Annotated in this window: 17 protein-coding genes; 11 read left to right on the forward strand and 6 right to left on the reverse strand. The window is 72.0% G+C overall.

The window, feature by feature from the left end:
* The first annotated feature begins 24 nt into the window (after nucleotides 1-24).
* Nucleotides 25-2,403 carry a ribonucleoside-diphosphate reductase subunit alpha gene (locus ACQP00_RS16315; RefSeq protein WP_433219835.1) on the forward strand — a complete coding sequence of 793 codons (2,379 nt, stop codon included), beginning with the start codon at nucleotides 25-27 and terminating at the stop codon, nucleotides 2,401-2,403.
* Nucleotides 2,404-2,420: 17 nt separating this feature from the next.
* Nucleotides 2,421-3,398 (forward strand): ribonucleotide-diphosphate reductase subunit beta, encoded by a 978-nt coding sequence (locus ACQP00_RS16320; RefSeq protein ID WP_433223875.1) that lies wholly within the window; start codon nucleotides 2,421-2,423, stop codon nucleotides 3,396-3,398.
* Here ACQP00_RS16320 and ACQP00_RS16325 read toward each other — a convergent pair.
* Both ACQP00_RS16325 and ACQP00_RS16330 read right to left on the reverse strand, forming a co-directional pair.
* Nucleotides 3,353-6,040, reverse strand: coding sequence for a hypothetical protein (locus tag ACQP00_RS16325; protein ID WP_433219837.1), 2,688 nt, complete (start codon nucleotides 6,038-6,040; stop codon nucleotides 3,353-3,355). The genes ACQP00_RS16320 and ACQP00_RS16325 overlap by 46 nt on opposite strands.
* Nucleotides 6,037-7,347 carry an SWIM zinc finger family protein gene (locus ACQP00_RS16330; RefSeq protein ID WP_433219839.1) on the reverse strand — a complete coding sequence of 437 codons (1,311 nt, stop codon included), beginning with the start codon at nucleotides 7,345-7,347 and terminating at the stop codon, nucleotides 6,037-6,039. Before ACQP00_RS16330 ends, ACQP00_RS16325 begins: the two co-directional genes overlap by 4 nt.
* 38 nt (nucleotides 7,348-7,385) lie before the next feature.
* Between ACQP00_RS16330 and ACQP00_RS16335 the strand changes: the two genes are divergently transcribed.
* The gene (locus ACQP00_RS16335) at nucleotides 7,386-8,273 is read left to right on the forward strand and encodes an ADP-ribosylglycohydrolase family protein (protein ID WP_433219841.1); all 888 of its coding nucleotides are present in this window, start codon (nucleotides 7,386-7,388) and stop codon (nucleotides 8,271-8,273) included.
* Nucleotides 8,274-8,319: 46 nt separating this feature from the next.
* Here ACQP00_RS16335 and ACQP00_RS16340 read toward each other — a convergent pair whose 3' ends face one another.
* Nucleotides 8,320-9,489 (reverse strand): hypothetical protein, encoded by a 1,170-nt coding sequence (locus tag ACQP00_RS16340; protein WP_433219843.1) that lies wholly within the window; start codon nucleotides 9,487-9,489, stop codon nucleotides 8,320-8,322.
* A 101-nt stretch (nucleotides 9,490-9,590) separates the two neighbouring features.
* On the opposite strand from ACQP00_RS16340, the gene ACQP00_RS16345 reads away from it, so the two are divergent.
* Nucleotides 9,591-10,109, forward strand: coding sequence for an RICIN domain-containing protein (locus ACQP00_RS16345; RefSeq protein WP_433219845.1), 519 nt, complete (start codon nucleotides 9,591-9,593; stop codon nucleotides 10,107-10,109).
* Here ACQP00_RS16345 and ACQP00_RS16350 read toward each other — a convergent pair.
* A complete protein-coding gene (locus ACQP00_RS16350) occupies nucleotides 10,106-10,756 on the reverse strand; it encodes a response regulator (RefSeq protein ID WP_433219847.1) in 651 nt (216 codons plus the stop codon). The two genes, ACQP00_RS16345 and ACQP00_RS16350, sit on opposite strands and share 4 nt — an antisense overlap.
* A complete protein-coding gene (locus ACQP00_RS16355; protein WP_433219849.1) occupies nucleotides 10,753-11,721 on the reverse strand; it encodes a sensor histidine kinase in 969 nt (322 codons plus the stop codon). The genes ACQP00_RS16350 and ACQP00_RS16355 overlap by 4 nt, the downstream gene beginning before the upstream one ends.
* Before the next feature lie 172 nt (nucleotides 11,722-11,893).
* Between ACQP00_RS16355 and ACQP00_RS16360 the strand changes: the two genes are divergently transcribed.
* From ACQP00_RS16360 to ACQP00_RS16370, 3 genes are read left to right on the forward strand one after another with little or no spacing between them, the layout of a single operon-like run.
* Nucleotides 11,894-12,355, forward strand: a complete 462-nt coding sequence (locus tag ACQP00_RS16360; RefSeq protein WP_433219851.1) for a PPOX class F420-dependent oxidoreductase — start codon at nucleotides 11,894-11,896, stop codon at nucleotides 12,353-12,355.
* On the forward strand, nucleotides 12,244-13,740 hold the full coding sequence (locus ACQP00_RS16365) for an MFS transporter (protein WP_433223877.1): 1,497 nt from the start codon (nucleotides 12,244-12,246) through the stop codon (nucleotides 13,738-13,740). The genes ACQP00_RS16360 and ACQP00_RS16365 overlap by 112 nt, the downstream gene beginning before the upstream one ends.
* Complete coding sequence (locus ACQP00_RS16370; protein ID WP_433219853.1) at nucleotides 13,737-14,588, forward strand: hypothetical protein; 852 nt, start codon at nucleotides 13,737-13,739, stop codon at nucleotides 14,586-14,588. The genes ACQP00_RS16365 and ACQP00_RS16370 overlap by 4 nt, the downstream gene beginning before the upstream one ends.
* A 6-nt stretch (nucleotides 14,589-14,594) precedes the next feature.
* Here ACQP00_RS16370 and ACQP00_RS16375 read toward each other — a convergent pair whose 3' ends face one another.
* Nucleotides 14,595-15,371, reverse strand: a complete 777-nt coding sequence (locus ACQP00_RS16375) for an SDR family NAD(P)-dependent oxidoreductase (protein ID WP_433219855.1) — start codon at nucleotides 15,369-15,371, stop codon at nucleotides 14,595-14,597.
* Between the two features lie 88 nt (nucleotides 15,372-15,459).
* Here ACQP00_RS16375 and ACQP00_RS16380 point away from each other — a divergent pair, with 88 nt between their 5' ends.
* The 4 genes from ACQP00_RS16380 (at nucleotide 15,460) to ACQP00_RS16395 (ending at nucleotide 18,394) form a co-directional block, all read left to right on the forward strand.
* On the forward strand, nucleotides 15,460-16,278 hold the full coding sequence (locus tag ACQP00_RS16380; protein ID WP_433219857.1) for a helix-turn-helix transcriptional regulator: 819 nt from the start codon (nucleotides 15,460-15,462) through the stop codon (nucleotides 16,276-16,278).
* A complete protein-coding gene (locus ACQP00_RS16385; RefSeq protein ID WP_433219859.1) occupies nucleotides 16,278-16,733 on the forward strand; it encodes a pyridoxamine 5'-phosphate oxidase family protein in 456 nt (151 codons plus the stop codon). The genes ACQP00_RS16380 and ACQP00_RS16385 overlap by 1 nt, the downstream gene beginning before the upstream one ends.
* Nucleotides 16,734-16,852: 119 nt before the next feature.
* Entirely contained in the window at nucleotides 16,853-17,305 is a 453-nt protein-coding gene (locus tag ACQP00_RS16390; protein WP_433219861.1) for a TetR/AcrR family transcriptional regulator, read from the forward strand.
* Nucleotides 17,306-17,374: 69 nt separating this feature from the next.
* Entirely contained in the window at nucleotides 17,375-18,394 is a 1,020-nt protein-coding gene (locus tag ACQP00_RS16395) for a medium chain dehydrogenase/reductase family protein (RefSeq protein ID WP_433219863.1), read from the forward strand.
* The last annotated feature ends 15 nt before the right edge of the window (nucleotides 18,395-18,409 follow it).

Raw genomic sequence — 18,409 nt, forward strand, 5'->3', positions numbered from 1 at the left:
GAGGGCACGAGGAGAGGAACGCGGATGCAGGTCCGGAAACGCAACGGCGACACCGAAGCGGTGGACGTCAACAAGATCGTGCGCGCGGTCGAGCGCTGGGCCGGGGACCTCGACGAGGTCGACCCGATGCGCGTGGCGACGCGCACCATCAGCGGGCTGTACGACGGCGCGACCACCGCCGAGCTGGACAAGCTGTCGATCCAGACGGCGGCCGAGCTGATCGGGGAGGAGCCGCAGTACTCGCGGCTCGCGGCCCGGCTGCTCGCCGCGTACGTCGACAAGGAGGTGCGCGGGCAGGGGGTCGCGAGCTTCAGTCAGTCGATCGCGTACGCGCACCAGCAGGGACTCATCGGCGACGAGACGGCCGCCTTCGTGGGCCGCAACGCGCGTAAGCTGGACGACGCCATCGACCTGCGGGGGGACCTGCGCTTCGAGTACTTCGGGCTGCGCACGGTCGCCGACCGCTACCTGCTGCGCCATCCTGAGTCGCGGCTGGTGGTGGAGACGCCGCAGTACTGGCTGCTGCGCGTCGCCTGCGGCCTGTCCGAGACGCCGGCCGAGGCGATCGGGTTCTATCGACTCATGTCGTCGCTGGCGTACCTGCCGAGTTCGCCGACACTGTTCAACTCCGGCACCCGGCACACCCAGATGTCTTCGTGTTTCCTCGTCGACTCGCCGCGCGACGAGCTGGACTCCATTTACGAGCGGTACCACCAGGTCGCCAAGCTGTCGAAGTTCTCCGGCGGCATCGGCATCTCGTGGTCGCGCGTGCGGGGGCGGGGCGCGCTGATTCGCGGTACCAACGGGAAATCGAACGGCATCGTGCCCTTTCTGAAGACCCTGGACGCCGGGGTCGCCGCGGTGAATCAGGGCGGGCGGCGCAAGGGAGCGGCGTGCGTCTATCTGGAACCGTGGCACCCGGACATCGAGGAATTCCTCGAACTGCGCGACAACACCGGCGAGGACGCCCGCCGCACGCACAACCTGAACCTCGCGAACTGGATTCCGGACGAGTTCATGCGCCGCGTCGAGGCCGACGAGGAATGGTCGCTCATCGACCCGTCCGACGCCCCCGAACTGCCCGACCTGTTCGGCGAGGCATTCGACGCCGCCTATCGCGTCGCGGAGAAGCAAGCGGTGCGCACGATCAAGGCCCGCGACTTGTACGGCAAGATGATGCGCACCCTCGCGCAGACCGGCAACGGCTGGATGACGTTCAAGGACCGCTCCAACGCGCTGTCCAACCAGACCGGCGCGCCGGGCAACACGATTCACCTGTCCAACCTGTGCACCGAGATCGTCGAGGTCAACAGCGACGGCGAGACCGCGGTGTGCAACCTCGGCTCGATCAACCTCGGCGCGCACGTGACCGCCGGCGGCGTCGACTGGGACAAGCTGCGCGCCACGGTCCGCACCGCGGTCGTCTTCCTGGACCGGGTCATCGACATCAACTACTACCCGTCGCAGCAGGCGGCGGCGTCGAACCCGCGCTGGCGCCCGGTCGGCCTCGGGCTGATGGGCCTGCAGGACGCGTTCTTCACGCTGGGCCTGCCGTTCGACTCGCCCGGCGCGCAGGAGCTCTCGACGCGGGTCCAGGAGGAGATCTTCCTGACCGCCCTGGAGACGTCGGCGGAGCTGGCCGAGCGGTTCGGCGCCCACCCGGCGTTCGCCGAGACCCGCGCCGCCGGTGGCGTGCTGCACCCCGACCTGTGGGACGCCGTCCCGGCCGCGGCCGAGCGCTGGTCGGCGCTGCGCACCCGGATCGCGGCGAACGGCCTGCGCAACTCCCTGCTGATCGCGCTCGCCCCGACGGCGACGATCGCGTCGATCGCGGGCTGCTACGAGTGCATCGAGCCGCAGGTCTCCAACCTGTTCAAACGCGAGACCATGTCCGGCGAGTTCCTCCAGATCAACACCTATCTGGTACGGGAGCTCAAGTCCCGCGGCCTGTGGACGTCCACGATCCGCGAGCAGATCAAGCGGGCCGAGGGTTCGATCCAGGGCATCACGGAGCTACCGGCCGACGTGCGCGACCTGTACCGCACCGCCTGGGAGCTGCCGCAGCGCGCCTTGATCGACCTGGCCGCGGCGCGCTCGCCGTACGTCGACCAGTCGCAGTCGCTGAACCTGTTCATGAGCGCTCCCACGATCGGGAAACTCTCCTCGATGTACCTGCACGCGTGGAAGTCCGGCCTGAAGACCACGTACTACCTGCGCTCCCGCCCCGCGACCAGAATCCAGCAGGCAACGGTCTCCGTGGCGGCTACCTCGTCCGTTTCTGCGGCGTCGGCTGGTTCTCCGGCGCCGGCCGTTTCCTCTCCGGCGGCTGTTGGTTTGATCGCCCCGGCTGACGCGGTCGCCTGCTCTTTGGAAAACCCCGAGTCCTGCGAGGCGTGCCAGTGAGCCTGCTCGATCCCGGCATGGATCTCACCCTGCGGCCCATGCGCTACCCGCACTTCTTCGACCGCTTCAAGGACGCCATCAAGAACACCTGGACCGTCGAGGAGGTCGACCTGCACAGCGACCTGCCCGACCTGGCCAGGCTCACCCCCGCCGAGCGGCACCTGGTCTCGAGGCTGGTCGCGTTCTTCGCCACCGGCGACACGATCGTCGCCAACAACCTCGTGCTCAACCTCTACCAGCACGTCAACTCCCCGGAGGGCCGGCTCTACCTCTCCCGCCAGCTCTTCGAGGAGGCCGTGCACGTCCAGTTCTATCTGAACCTCCTCGACACGTACGTCCCCGACGAAACAGAACGGTTCGCGGCCTTCGCCGCCGTGGAGAACATCCCGTCGATCCGCCGCAAGGCCGACTTCTGCTTCCGCTGGATCGACTCCCTGGGCGACCTGCACGAGCTCCGAACCCGCGACGACCGCCGCGCGTTCCTGCTCAACCTGATCTGCTTCGCCGCCTGCATCGAGGGCCTGTTCTTCTACGGCGCCTTCGCCTACGTCTACTACCTCCGTTCCCGCGGCCTCCTGCACGGCCTGGCTTCCGGCACCAACTGGGTCTTCCGCGACGAGTCGATGCACATGGCGTTCGCCTTCGACGTGGTCGAGACGGTCCGTTCCGAGGAGCCGGACCTGTTCGACGACAAAATGGCCGCCGAGGTCCGCAACATGCTCACCGAGGCCGTCGAATGCGAGGTCCAGTTCGCCGCCGACCTGCTCGAACAAGGCATCTCGGGCCTGTCCCTGTCCGACATGCGCGAATACCTCCAGCACGTCGCCGACCGCCGCCTCGCACTGCTGGGCATCGAGCCCCTGTACGGCAGCCGCAACCCGTTCGCCTTCATGGAACTCCAGGACGTCCAGGAACTCTCGAACTTCTTCGAACGCCGAGTCTCGGCCTATCAGGTAGGTGTCACCGGCACCGTCTCCTTCGACGACGACTTCTGACGCTCCGGCCCGTCAAGCGCACCAACCAGGCGTCGCGCCTCAACGACGAGGCGCGACGCCCCTTTCCGCGCCGCCACCTCCGCAAGCCCCGCAATCAACGCCGACGAATCCCCGCCGCCATCCCGAGAACCGCCGCGCAACTCACCGCACCCAACGGCGGTCGCAGTCGTGTCGCTCGTGGGGTGGGTTACCCCTCGTCCAGCGGCGGCCGTTTCCGCGGCGATCGCAAGCAGATCGGGCGTCCCGCGCGGCGTCGTCGGCGCGGCGAGCATCGCCGGGAGCGCGGCAGCCAGCACCCGGAACACGACATGCGGCGCCCCGGCGGCGGCCGCATCGCGCAACGGTTCCACGGCCCGGTTCACCTTGATCGCCCCACCGACGGCAAGCAGCCCCAGATAGTGCCCGGCCGTCTCCGCGTCGAACGAATCGGTGGCGGCCAGCAACAGCAGCGCGTCCACGGCGGCCAGGCGGTCGGCTTCGTGGCGCGCGGTGAGCCCATAGGCAACGGCGATCGCCAGCGCCGGTCCGCCCTCACCATGGGTTTCGGCCAGCAGCGGCAGGATCGCCCCACCCCCGCGCTGATCCATGTCGGCGGTCGCGGCCACGTCGGACAGCGCGAAGGCGGCGACCAGCCCGCGATGCCACGGCAGCATGCCCGGCCACAGCACATGCCAGCCGTTGCTCCCGACCCCGACCGGCGGCGCCGCCGTACCGAGCAGCCCGAACGCCTCCGCCGCACCCGTCGTGGCCGCCGCATCCGTCGTCCCCGCCGAACCCGTCGTGCCCGTCGTCCCTGCCGCACCCGCCGTGCCCATCGTCCCTGCCGCACCCGCCGCACCCGCTTTCTTCGGCGTCTCCGGTGGCGCGGTGGTGACCTCGACGCGCAGGGTCGGCAAAGTGTCGAAATCCCAGTCGCCTCCGTGCTTCTTCGGCCGGCGCGGCCTGACCTCCACCTGCCACGCCGGCTTGGGAAGACCGTAGCCGCGCAGCCACGTGCCCAGCCTCGACCCCGCCGGCGTTTTCAGCGCCTCGGCCCGCGCCGCCGAGTCCAGGTCCGGCCCGGGTGGGAGGCGCAGCATCGCCTGGGCCAGATCCCACGGCCATGGGTCGCCGGGACGGAAGGCGGCCAGCCGGGCGAGCAGCACGTCGGTGTCGAGGACCCCGTTGCTCCAGGTCGGTGCGCTCAACAACCCGCCGGCCGGCAGCGAGTCCGATCCCAGGTGCAGCCCGATCTCGGCCAGCCGCGCCCGCAACAGTCGCTGCGGCGGCGGGATGCGGCGGTCCGGCGGCGACTCGCCCAGCGACAGGAACCGGCGGGCCGCGGCCAGCAGCGAGGCCCATCCCGAGGTCGCCGCCGGGGCCAGACCGGGGTCGATCGCGGTCTGCAGCAACCGGGTGAACGTGCCGCACACACAGTTCGGGTCCCACCGATGCTCGCCCATCCCGGCGCGGTGCCGCTCCACGACCGGCTGCAGCGCGCGGGCCAGGGCGGTCCGGTCGCCGGCGGCGAGGCGTACGACGCCGTCGAGGATGCGTTCGAGGGGCAGCAGCGCGGAGAACGGACGGTCGCTGTAGAACGCCGCCACCTCCTCGGCCAGCTCGTCCGGGTCGGCGATCGGCGCCGGTGCCGGGGCGACCGCCGGGGGAGCGGGGAGCGGGACGGTGACGGGCAGCAGTGCCGGTGCCGGAGCCTCCAGCAGCGCCTCGATCTCGGCCCGCCGAGCCGGGTACGCGCGGGCCAGCGCGCCCAACCACGTCCGCTGCGCCTTGACGAGGCCCTTGTCCGGCCGGAGCAACACGGCCCGCGAAGCCTCCAGCACCGCGTCCAGGTCGAGCTCCCGCGCACCGCGCAGGACTTTCTGCGCGGCCGTGGCCACCGTGACCGGCCCGTCGGACAGCAGCCGCAGGTAGTCGCCGGCGTGCGCCGAAGCCTCGGCCGGGGTGGGGGAGAGGGCCGTCAGCAGCGCCAGGAACGCCCGGGTCCCCTGGCGTCGATCCCCGCCGCGCAGCAGCCGGGACAGCGCCGCGGTCAGCAGGTCGGCGCGGGCCAGGCGACCCTCCGCCGCCAGGGCGGCCAGGGCTTCCACGATGGCCAGGTCGCCGCCGCGCTGGTTGTTCGGGTCGAAGATGAGCAGGTGGTTGCCCGCCTCCGCGGATGTGAACACGCGGGGGAGCAGGGCGTCGAGGAAGCGGTCGGTGCGCAGCCGGTCGACGATCGGCACCGACCGCAGCTCCTGCGCGGCGGGGAAGTTCAGGTCGTCGAGCCAGCCGGTCACGAACCAGTCGCCGTCCGGTGGGGTTTCGACCAGGGCGGCGGCCACCGGCCACACGGTGTCGAGCCGCGCGCCCAGGTCGGCCAGCCACGGCACCCCGCGGGCCCGGCCGGTGGCCGCGATCGCGTCCGCCGCGAGGGGGAACAGGCGGCGTCGCAGGATGCGCGCGGCCGCCGCGGAGGAGGGGGCGGTGCCGACCGTGGCCACGGCCAGGGCGATGCTCGCGGGTCCGTACCAGGGCTCGGATTCCTGCTTGACGTACGCCTCCAGGGCCTTGAACTCGACCCTCCGCTCGGCCTCGGTCAGCCCCGCCACCGCGGCCATCACTTCCGGCGCCTGCCCGGCCCGAAGAACGTCAACAATGCTCATGCGATGCTCACCGCCAGCGCATGCTTGCACGGTCCCCGGTTTCCGCGATGCTTTCCCCACCAAGGACACGTGCACGTCAGCGTCCCATCGGCCAGCCGCCGCACCCGATACGTCTCCGCCCCGCTGCGCACGGTGGCCGCCAACGGTCCGTCGAGCGTGACCGCGCCCGCCTCGACGAGAGCCCGCGCCCCTGCCAGCCGGGGATTGTCCCGCTCCACGCGGGCCGCGTCGTACGGCATGACCCGGTGGAAATAGGCCGCCTCCGCCACGTCGTAGCCCACCCGCCCCGCCGTCCCGAGCTGCGCCAGCGCCGCCCGCACCCGCGCGGCGGAAGCCCCCGCGGCGTCGGCCAGAGCGGCCACATCGATGGTCGGGTCCCAGGAGAGCAGCGCCCCGACCAGCTCCGCGTCGTCGGTGGCCTCGTCCGCGGCCAGCGACAGCAGCGCCGCCCCCTCGCCCGAGAAGCCGCGGTGCACCTCCGGCGACAGGGTCAGCGTCAGCCGGAGTGAAGGCGTGTGCACCTCCCAGGCGCTGGGGACCGGCGGCGACCCCGGCTTGACGGGCGGGCCGTAGACGCGCAGGCCCGTGACGTACCGGAGCAGCGGTTTCAACGCGGCCAGCCGTCCGGCCCCGGCGAGGCACACCGCACCCGGCACCGGACGGGAGGTCAGGCGCAGGGAACGGCCGGCCGGCACCGCCCACAGGGTCGAGCGGTCGCCGGCGGCGGGCAGGCGGCGCAGGAACGCGTTGGCCTCGGCGGCCGGGAGCTCGGCGCGCAGGTCGAAGCCGGACGACAGCACGTGGACCTCGGCGAAGCCGCGCAGCCAGCGGGGCGGGAGCGGCACCTTCTTCTCCACGACCGTGCCGTCCAGCGTCGATGCGGTCAGCGCGTCGGGGCCGACCGACAGGTGCAGCGGGTCCAGGCCGGCGATGCGGGCCAGAGCCTCGCGCAGCGGCGGGTTGACGTCGACGTTGGTGGTGCCGTGGCCGAGCACCTCGCCGTCGAGGCCGGGCGGGAGGATGTCGAGGCGGGCGTAGACGCCGCCGCAGCCGGAGAACGACTCGAAGCGCAGCCGGTCCTCGCTGCCGGTGACGACGGGGTCGAGGCTGGCCGGGTCGCGGGGCTGGAAGTACCGCGTGCGCGCCACATCCGCCACCGCGAGCAGTCCGGCCGCGGCGGCCGGCGGCGTGGTCAGGAACCCGGCGAAGAAGCGCGGATTGGCCTCGGGGCCGCCGCTGGTCTGCAGGTCGACCCCGCCCGCGCCCGCCGTCGACGGGGCCAGATACCGGAACTCCTGAACATTCACGTGGCAGACGGTAGACCCGGGGTACGACAATTTTCCCGATGACCGACTTCGGACGCTGTACGGACAGCCTGGATGGGCTGAGTGTGGGAGACGCCCTTGGGGCGCAGTTCTTCGTACCGGGCACGACGTGGCCCGACCTGCTCGACACCACGGCCCCCGCGGGCGCGTGGCCGTGGACCGACGACACCGAGATGGCCTGCACGCTGGTGGACGAGCTCCACCGAAGCGCATCCATCGATCAGGACCGGCTCGCCGAGGCGTTCGCGCGGCGGTTCGAACCCTACCGCGGGTACGGTGGCGGCGCTGTTGTCATTCTGCACCGCATCCGCGACGGCGAGCCGTGGCGGGACGTGGCCAAGGACGCGTTCGGCGGCGCCGGGTCGATGGGCAACGGCGCGGCGATGCGGGTCGCGCCGCTCGGGGCCTTCCACGCCGGCGACTCGCGCACGGCCGCCCTCGAGGCGATGCGCCAGGCCGAGGTCACCCACGCGCACCCCGAGGGCATCCTGGGCGCGGTCGCCGTGGCCGTCGCGGCCGCCGAGGCCGGCTGGGCGCGCCTGATCCGCAACCGCCCCACGCCGGCCGAGCTGCTCGACGCCGTGACCGGCTACCTCGTCGACGGCGGCGTCCTCGACGGCGTGCGGCGGGCCAGACGGCTGCTCAACGCGAGCGTAGCCGAGGCCGCGTACGAACTCGGCAACGGCTCCCAGGTCCTCGCCCAGGACACGGTCCCGTTCGCCCTGTGGGTGGCCGCGACCCGCCTGGACGACTACCCGGCCGCGATCAGAGCCTGCGTCGAGGCCGGCGGCGACGTCGACACGACGGCGGCCATGGTCGGCGGCATCGTGGCCGCCTACACGGGCCGCGCCGCAATCCCGAAGTTTTGGCTGGTCCAGCGCGAGCCACTCCCCCAAAATCCGGCATAATGTATATTTCCGATATGTCGTGGCGCGCCAACGCCCGACATATCGGTCAAACAACCCCCTCAAGACAGCGCGCGAGAGCCCCGACAGAAGACTCAGAGAAACAACCACTGTCAAAATCAAAGATCAACCGCATCCCATCTTGTACCGCATCCACGTGCAAAAACAGCGGCTCAGTAGGACCCGCCTGCGCCGAGAAGGTCAGCACTCCCGGCGACGGTGAACGTTCCGCCCCGAACGAGGTCGTCGACACCGCCCGCCGGTCGTTGAAGCACGGCGTCGCCAGGGAAGGGATGTCCAGCGGGTCGTAGTAGGCGTACTTGCGCGCGGGCAGCGCCGCCCGCGCCACCGCCGCCACCGCCTCCGGGAACGTCGGCGGCACGTCCACCACGCACAGCCCCAGCTGGGTGAGCGGACTGACCACATCGGACAGTCCAGTGCGGAACCGGTTGCTCACCACTTGTCGCACCCCGAGCACGGAACGGCCCGAGATCCTCGACAGGGCCACGAAATAGGCCGCCAGCAGCACCGTGGACTCATCGGTGCCGAAGCGCGCCGCGGCCATCGGCAATCGCGTGGCGAGCAAGGGGGATTCGAGGAGGCACTTGCGGTACCGTGGAGACGCAACGACGCTCGCGAACTCCTCGAGACCGTCCGCGTGCCGCGAGAAATGACGCCGCGCCCCCGCGTGCTGCCGGGCTCCCTGCGGGCCCTGCTGCCACGCCGCGATGTCCAGCGGCTGCAGCCCGGCCGGCGGCGTGGCGACCCGGCGCGTCGACTCGTCGACCATGATGGCCGCGCCCAGCCCGTCGGTCACCAGGTGCGGCATCACCGCGACCATCTCGGCGGGCACGCCGTCCCGGCGGACGACGGCCATCCGCATCGGCCAGTCGGCGGCCAGGTCCGGGGCCGCCGCGCGATAGCGGGCCTCGACGGCGGCGGCCGAGACCCCGTCCAGGACCTCGAACCGCGCGACCCCCGAAGCGACCACCTCCTGCATCCCGTCACGGAACAACGTGCGGAAGGACTGCCACCGCTCGATCGTGTACCGCACCTGCGCCGCCACATCCGCGAGTGTCGTCCCCGGCGCCAGCGGCCGGCACCCGCCCATCGGCAGCCACGAGTCCTCCCGGGCCATGGCCTGCACCATCGCCCGCTGACCCCAGGTCAGCTCGGCCCGCCCGGAGCCCGCCCCGGCGAACGGCACCTCGATGAACATGCGCCCAGGATCGGCACCGCGAACGCCCGCGGCAAGTCTTGCGGGCGGCGGCCATGGATCGATAGATTCGGACGCTTCGAATCCGAACGAACGGGGGATCGATGCGACTCATTCGCATGCTGCTCGTCGCCCTGGCCGCGATGGCCGGGACGCTCGTGTTCACGCAGACGCCGGCGCTCGCGGCCACGCAGGGACCGTACGAGATCCACCCGTGGGGCGGGATCTTCTGGTGCGCCAAGGTGGACAACGCCAACCAGAGCGCGCCGGTGGTCATCCGCAACTGCGGGATCGCGAGCAACTTCTACCAGCAGTGGTACTGGCAGGACACCACCGGCGGCTACTACCGCATCTTCAACCGCCAGACCGGCAAGTGCCTCAACGCGGCGGGCAACGTCACGACCGGGACCAGAGTCATCCAGTACGGCTGCAGCACGTCCGCCCTCAACGACCAGTGGAAGCCGACGATCAAGCAGAACGGCGACATCGACTACTACTGGCTGCAGAACCGGCAGGGCGGCCTCTGCCTGCGGGTCAACACGTCCAGCTCGGGCAACCAGCTGTTCACCGGCGCCTGCAACCAGGCGACCTGGGACGACCGCTGGACCTGGGACAGCCACTAGCCGGCCGGCCGCACCAGGCCCGACTCGTAGGCGAGCACTACCGCCTGCACCCGGTCCCGGAGGCCGAGTTTCGTCAGCAGGTTGGAGACGTGCGTCTTCACCGTGTGCTCGGTGACGAACAGCGCCGCCGCGATCTCGGCATTGGACTGGCCCCGCGCGACCTCCCGCAGGATGTCGAGCTCGCGCGGGGTCAGCGTGCCGAGCCGCTCGTCGGTGCGAAACGCCCGGTGCCGCAGCACATCCGCGATCAGCCGCTGGGTCACCGTCGGGGCCAGCAACGAGGATCCGGCCGCGACCGTCCGCACCGCCGCCACCAGCTCGGTCCGGTGCATGTCCTTGAGCAGGAAGCCGCTGGCGCTGGCCTGGAGGGCGTCGTACACGTACTCGTCCAGGTCGAACGTCGTGAGCACCAGCACCCGGGCCGAGGTCGCCGCGCAGATCTCGCGAGTGGCCGCGATCCCGTCCATCACCGGCATCCGCACGTCCATGAGCACCACGTCCGGCGCGGTCTGCCGGGCCCGGGCCACCGCCTGCGCGCCGTCCGACGCCTCCCCGACGACGCTGATGTCCGGCTGCGACTCCAGAATCATGCACAGCCCGCCCCGCACCAGGTCCTGGTCGTCGGCCACCACCACGCGCAGCGTCATCGAGCACCCACCGGCAGCGTCGCCACGACCTCGAACCCCGGCCCGTCGGCCCGCGGCCCGGTCCGCAGCGTCCCGCCCACCGCCTGCACCCGCTCCAGCATCCCGCGCAGCCCGTGCCCGAAGACCGCCTCCCCGCCGCGGCCGTCGTCCCGCACACAGACGTCGAGACCATCCGCGAACGCCAACGTGACGGAAACCTTCCGCGCCCCGGCGTGCTTCACCACGTTGGTCAGCGCCTCCTGCACGACCCGGAACGCCGTGGCCCCGACCACCGGATCCACCGTCGGCAGCGAATCCCGAACGAGAGCGACGTCCAGGCCCGTCCGCCGGGCCCGCTCGACCAGCGACGGTATCGCGTCCACCCCGGCCGGCTCCGGCGCCTGCTCCCGCAGCACGCCCAGGGTGTGCCGCAGCTGGACGAGCGCCTCCCGCCCGGTCTCGGCGATCGCGTCGAACGCGGCCTCGGCCCGCCCGGCGTCGGCCCGCACGACCGACGCCCCGCCCTCGGCCTGCACCACCATCAGCCCGACCGAGTGGGCGAGCACGTCGTGCATGTCCCGCGCGATCCGGGCCCGCTCGTTGCCGGCCGCGGCCGCCTGCTCCTCGACCAGCCGCAGGGTGCGCTCCTCCAGGAACGCGATCCGGTCGCGCCGGGCCCGCACCCCGGCGCCGAGGGCGTAGGCGGTGACGAACATCAGCCCGACGTACCCGAAGGACGGCGGGTTTTCCTGGGGCATCACCAGCGAGAACACGACGCCGCCGGTGGTGATGACGACGGCCGCGACGCGCCAGGCGGGCGCGGCCAGTTCGGCCCAGGTGTAGGTGGCCACCAGCTGCCCGTACGGCATGTCCGGCAGCATCTGGATCAGCGAGAGCCAGGTCGTGGCGATGCCGGTGACCAGGGCGACGAGGACCGGGGCCCGGCGCCGCCAGATCAGCGGCACGGACGCGAACAGCCCGAGCACGACCGCGCCAGGGTGCGACGGGGGGGTACCAGATCGCCGGAAACGTCGTCGCGGCCGTCACCGCCGCGGCGATGAGCAGGTCGATCAGGCGTTCACGCATGCCGGTCATTCTGCCCTCGGGTGTACTGCCGGAGCCTCCCTCGTGAGAGCCAGATCCGGATAGGTTGGGGTCATGGCACGCAAAATCGCGACGAACGACCATGTCGACCGGGCCGCCCTGGTGGAGTTCCTCGGCAAGCGGCACCACGGGATCGTCATCACCAACCGCGCCGACGGCCGCCCGCAGGCCTCGCCGGTCACGTGCGGCGTCGACCCGGAGGGGCGGATCGTCGTCTCCACCTACCCGGAGCGGGCCAAGGTGACCAACCTGCGCCGCGACCCGCGGGTCTCGGTCCTGGTCCTGTCCGACGAGTGGAACGACGCCTGGGTCCAGGTCGACGGCACCGCCGAGGTGCTCGACCTGCCGGAGGCGCTGGAGCCGCTGGTGGAGTACTTCCGCTGTATCTCCGGCGAACACCCCGACTGGGACGAGTACCGCCAGGCCATGCGCGATCAGGGCAAGTCACTGATCCGCATCACGATCGACCGCTGGGGCCCGATCGCCACCGGAGGCTTCCCGGCACGTCTGGCCTAGAAACGACCGGCGCGTCTGGCCTAACCGCCGGGGCGCGTGGCAGCATGTCGGCCATGACCGCGCCGGCCCTCGTTGCCACGCGCTCGGAGCGGATCGGCTGGTACTCCTACGACTGGGCCATCTCCGCGTTCCGTGCCACCGTCATCACCGTCTTCCTCGGCCCCTACCTGACGACGATCGCCGAGCGCGCGGCCGGTCCCGACGGGCTCGTGCCCGTTCTGGGCGTCCCGGTCGCCACGGGCTCGCTGTTCACCTACACCGTCTCCGCCTCGGTCCTGCTCACCGTCCCGCTCCTGCCGCTCGTCGGCGCCCTGGCCGACCGCAGCTCGCACAAGAAGCGGCTGCTCGCGCTGTTCGCGTACATCGGCGCCGGCAGCGTCATCGCGATGGTCTTCCTGACCGGCGACCGCTACCTGCTCGGGGCCGGGCTGCTGCTGATCGCCAACATCGCGTACGGCGCGGCCAAGGTGGTCTTCAACTCCTACCTGCCGCAGCTGGCCGGCCCCGACGACCGGGACCGGGTGTCGAGCTTCAGCTGGGCCATCGGCTACATCGGCGGCGGCATCCTGCTCGTCATCAACCTGGGCGCCCTGCTCAGCCTCGACGAGCGGTACTCCGGCACGGTCGCCCGCTGGTCGATCGTCTCGGCCGGCGTGTGGTGGGCCGTGTTCACCACCGTCGCCATCGCCCGGCTGCGCGACCTGCCGGCGGTGGCCGGCGAGCACGACCGCGGCCACCCGCTGATCGACGGCTTCCGGCAGCTCGGTCACACGCTCAGGAGCGCGCGGGCGTACCCGCTGACCCTGTTCTTCCTCGCCGCCTACCTGATCTACAACGACGGCATCCAGACCGTCATCACCGTCGCCACCATCTACGCCGACCAGCAGCTGCACCTGGACCAGTCGATCCAGATCGCCACCATCCTGCTCGTGCAGTTCGTGGCCTTCGGCGGCGCCTGGATGCTGGGCCGGATCGCCGAGCGGTTCGGCGCCTGGCGCACCATCGCCGCCAGCCTCGTCGTCTGGTGCGTCGCGGTCGGCCTGGCCTACCCGCTGCCCGAGCGGCAGCCGGTGCTGTTCATGCTGCTCGGCGCCCTGATCGGGATCGTGCTGGGCGGCTCGCAGGCGCTGAGCCGCTCGCTGTTCAGCCAGATGATCCCGCGCGGCTCGGAGGCGGAGTACTTCGGCCTGTACGAGATCTCCTCCGACGGCACCAGCTGGCTCGGCCCGCTGCTGTTCGGCCTGGCGTTCCAGCTCACCGGCACCTACCGGATCGCGATCGCCTCGACGCTGGTCTTCTTCGTCGCCGGTCTGGTCATGCTCCTGCTGGTACCGGTCCGGCGCGCGATCGAGGCCGCCGGCAACACGCCCCCGAAGGTCCTATGACGGAGCTCTCCGACGCCGAGGAGACCATCACCGGCGAGCTGCGCCTGCTCGCGATGCTGGCCGGCGCGGTGCTCGGCACGTTCATCGCCTGGACCAGCCCCGGGCACCAGCACGAGCCGCGGTGGGTGCTGTTCGCGATCCTGGCCGCCGTGCTCGGCGCGGCCAGCGGTGAGGCGTTCGGCTTCGGCGCGGCCCGCTGGCGGGACATCGGCCTGGTGCACCGGGTCCGGCTGTACCAGGTGCTGCACCTGGTCCTCGCCTCGGTCGCGGTCGCCGTCGGGCTGGTCGCGGCGACCCCGTTCGTGCTCGGCCAGCAGGGCCTGACCAGCCGCGGGGTGGCCCTGTCGGCCATCGCCATCTGCGGCGCGCTGCCGTCGGCGGCCACCCTCGGCGCCGTGCACCGGGTCGCCCGCCGCCCGCTCGTCGGCACCCCCGGCGAGCAGCTCAACACCCTGCTGAGCCTGCGCCGGCTGGTGTCCCGGCTGCTGAACCAGCTCGGCTTCCTGGTGCTGCTGGTGACGCTGGTCAACGGGGCGGCCACCGACTGGGGCGCCGACCTGCCCAAGTCGGTGGTCCTGTTCTCCGGGGCGGTGGCGTCGTTCGTGGTCGGCGTCATGTACGTGCCCGCCTCGACCACCCTGCGCCGCCGCTGCGCGCTCTTCGTCGACCGGCACTTCCCGCTGTCCAAGGTGCCGGTCGAGGAGCTGGTCGGCAAGGCCGACGAGCGCAGCAAGCTGGAGAAGTTGCTCGGCATCGACCAGACGACGTTCGGCGAGCTGCGCAGCGGGCTGGTGATCGTGAGCCCCTTCGTCGTCAGCGCGCTCGCCGCCGTCATTCCGAAATTCTGAAAGAACTCAGGCCGTCTTGTACCGCGAAGCCAGCGCCGGACCCTGCCCGCCGAACGCCGCGATGTCGGCGGCGAACACGCGCTCCAGCAGCCCGTAGTCCTCGACCCCCGGGGCGCTGACCACCTCGCCCAGGCGGATGCCGGCCAGGGCCGCGGTGACGACGTCGGCGGGCGCCATCCGCGGCAGCGCGGACAGGTCCATGCCCTGCACCTCGTGGAACTCCGTGGCCACGATGCCCGGGCAGACCACGTGCGCGCCGACCCCGGTGCCGGCCAGCTCGGTGTTGAGCGTCTGGGTCATGGCGACGGCACCGGCGAGCGTGTTCGTGTACACCGCGCGCCCCGAGCCCGGCATCGCCGCCGCCGGTCCGCCGAACGCGATCATGCCGGCGACGTTGAGGACGGTGCCGTGGCCGCGCTCCAGCATGCCCGGCAGCGCCGCCCGGGTCAGCAGCGTGGGCGCGAGCACCTTGACGCTGACCAGCTCGCGGGCCTTGGCCGCCGGCAGCTGGGCGAGGGGCATGTAGTGCGCGACCCCGGCGTTGTTGACGAGCATCGTGAGCGGCCGCGCGGCGCACAGCCCGGCCGCGGCGTCGATGCCCTCGTCGGTGGCCAGGTCGGCGGTGGCCACCTCCACGTTGGTGGGCAGCTGCGCGGCGAGCGCGTCGAGGCGCTCCCGCCGCCGCGCGACGACGATCAGGTCGTATCCGTCGGCGGCGAGCCGCTCGGCGAAGGCCCGGCCGATCCCGGAGGAGGCGCCGGTGATGAGTGCGAGTTCGGTCATGCCTCACACCATCACGCGCGGCCGCCGGGCGAGCCAGGGTCCCGCCAGGACCCCCTCTTCCGGGGGCCCGGCGAACTACGGTTGGCCCATGGAGGAGAACCAGCTCGGCGCGTTCCTGCGGGCCCGGCGCGAGCTCGTCACGCCGGACGAGGCGGGCGTACCGGTGCTGGGTGTGCGCCGGGTGCCGGGCCTGCGCCGCGAGGAGGTGGCCATGCTCGCCGGCATCAGCGCGGACTACTACCTGCGCCTGGAACGCGGCCGCGACCGCCACCCGTCGGTGCAGGTGCTGGAGTCCCTGGCCCGGGTACTGCAGCTGGACGACGACTCCCGCGCGTACCTGCTGGGCCTGGCCGCCGACAAGCCCCGGCGGCCGCGCCGCCCCCGCCCCGAACGGGTCCCGGCCGGCACCGCCAAGCTGGTCGCCCTGCTCCCGCTGCCCGCCTTCGTGGAGGGCCGCCGGCTGGACGTGCTGGCCGCCAACCCCCTCGCGCGGGCCCTCTCGCCGCGCCTGGCCGCCGGCCGCAACCGGCTGCGGGACCTGCTGCTGGACCCGGCCGAACAGGCGATGTTCCCGGACTGGGAGGCGGGCGCGGCGATGCTGGTGGCCCACCTGCGCGAGGCCGCGGGCGCCGACACCGCCGATCCGCGCCTGATCGAGCTCGTCGGCGAGCTGTCGGTGGCCAGCCCGCTGTTCCGCCGCCTGTGGGCCCGCCACGACGTGCGCCCGCGCACCGCCGCGATGGTCCCGTTCCGCCACCCGCTCGTCGGCGACCTGCCCCTGAACCGCGAGAAGCTCCTCGTCACCGGCACCGACGGGATCGTGCTGGTGGTGTACCACCCGGATTACGCCACCGACGCCGCCGACAAGCTCGCGCTGCTCGGCCCGATCGCCGCTACCCTCGGTTGATGGGCGAAGATCAGATCGACCTGACCGCATACGCGCGGGACATGCTGGACGAGAACAAGTACGTGGTGCTCGGCACGGCCGACGGCGACGGGGTGCCGTGGGTGTCGCCGGTCTTCTACGCGCTGGACGGCTACTCCACGCTGCTCTGGCTGTCCGACCCCGGGACCCGCCACTCGCGCAACATCGCCGTGCAGCCGCGGGTCAGCCTCGTGGTGTTCGACTCGACCGTGCCGATCGGTGGGGCCAAGGCGGTCTACATGAGCGGCACCGTCACGATCGACGACGGCCGCCTGGACGCCTACAACCGCGGCGGCCTGGCCAAGGGCGCGTCCGCCTTCGGCCCGGAGAAGGTGGGGGAGGGCCGCCCGTTCCGCCTGTACAGCGCCACCATCACCGAGCACTGGGTGCTCGACCCGACCCTGCCCCGCGACGCCCGGACGGCCGTGTCCCCTTGACAAGCTGAGTTTGTTTGTGTGTACTCACTTACATACGCAGCACCGCCGAGGCCCGCCGGGCCGTCCTCCTCGATCGCGCCGTCGCCGTCTTCGCGCGGAACGGCTTTCACGCCACGCCCGTGACGGCGGTGGCGGCGGCGGCCGGGATCTCGGAGGCGTACGCGCTGCGGCTCTTCTCCGGCAAGCTCGGGCTGTTCCTGGCCGCCGTCGAGGCGTGCTACGAGCGGATCCTCGCCACCCTGGAGGCCGCCGCCGAGCAGGCCCCCGACAAGGACCCGGAGAAGCTGCTGTATCGCCTCGGCGGCGCCTACGCCGAGCTCATCGCCGACAAGAACCTGCTGCTGCTGCAGGTGCACGCGCAGAGCGTCAGCGACGTCCCCGAGATCAAGGCCGCGGTCCAGCACGGCTACAAGCGCCTGGTCGCGTTCCTGCGCACGGCCGGCGCCGACGACCGGCAGATCCAGCAGTTCATCGCCTACGGCCAGCTGTGCCACCTGATCGTCACCACCGGCCTCGACGAGGTCGACGAGTCCTGGGCCACCGCCCTCACCTTCGGCATGCGCCACCCGTAGGCCCCGTTTTCGTGCCCGCAATTGTAAGTGTGTGCACACATACTAACCAGCACTGGAGGTACACCCGCGATGAACATCACCGAGATCGTGCTCCCCGGCCTCGTCGAGCCCGACGGCCTGCAGCTGCGCGCCCGCGAAATCCCGGCGCCGGCGAGCGGCCAGGCCCTGGTCCGCGTCGAGGCCAGCGGCGTCTCGTTCGCCGAGCAGCAGATGCGCCGCGGCAAGTACTACGACCAGCCCCCGTTCCCCTTCGTCCCCGGCTACGACCTGGTCGGCCGGGTCGAGCAGACGGGCCCCGGCGTCGACCCGGCCCTGATCGGCCGGCGGGTCGCCGCGGTCACGAAGATCGGCGGCTGGACCACGGCCGCGCTCGTCGACGCCGGCGACCTCGTCCCGGTCCCGGACGGCGTCGACCCCGCCGAGGCCGAGACGGTCGTCGTCAACGGCGTCACCGCCTGGCAGATGCTGCACCGCATCGCCCGCGTCCGCCCGGGCGGCACCATCCTCGTGCTCGGCGCGAACGGCGGCGTCGGCTCGACCCTGGTCCAGCTGGCCCGCCACGCCGGCATCCACGTCGTCGGCACGGCGTCCCCGCGCCACCACGACGCCGTCCGGTCGCTCGGCGCCGACCCGGTCGACTACAAGGATCCGCTGTTGTACCGCCGGTTGCGCGAGATGTCGCCGCAGGGCTACGACGCCGTCTTCGACCACGTCGGCGGCCCCGGCCTCGCCGAGTCCTGGCGCCTCGTGCGGCGGGGTGGCGCCCTGGTCTCGTACGGCACCGCCGCCACCCGCGACGACCGCGGCAGCTCCCGCCTGCCGGTCCTGCTGCTCTTCGCCCGCCTGCAGTGGTGGAACCTCACCCCGAACGGCCGCCGCGCCACCTTCTACAACCTGTGGGCCGGCCGCCGCGACAAGCCCGCCCACCAGGCCAAGCTCCGCGCGGACCTCACGAAGGTGTTCGCCCTGCTGGCCGGCGGCGCACTGCGCGCGCAGGTGGCCGCCCGCATCCCGCTGACCGACGCCGCCGAGGCCGTCCGCCTCGCCGAATCCGGCACCGTCGCCGGCAAGGTCGTCCTGATCCCCTGAAACCTCTTATCCCCT

The sequence above is a fragment of the Dactylosporangium sp. CS-047395 genome (genome assembly GCF_050942185.1).
Taxonomy (GTDB): domain Bacteria; phylum Actinomycetota; class Actinomycetes; order Mycobacteriales; family Micromonosporaceae; genus Dactylosporangium.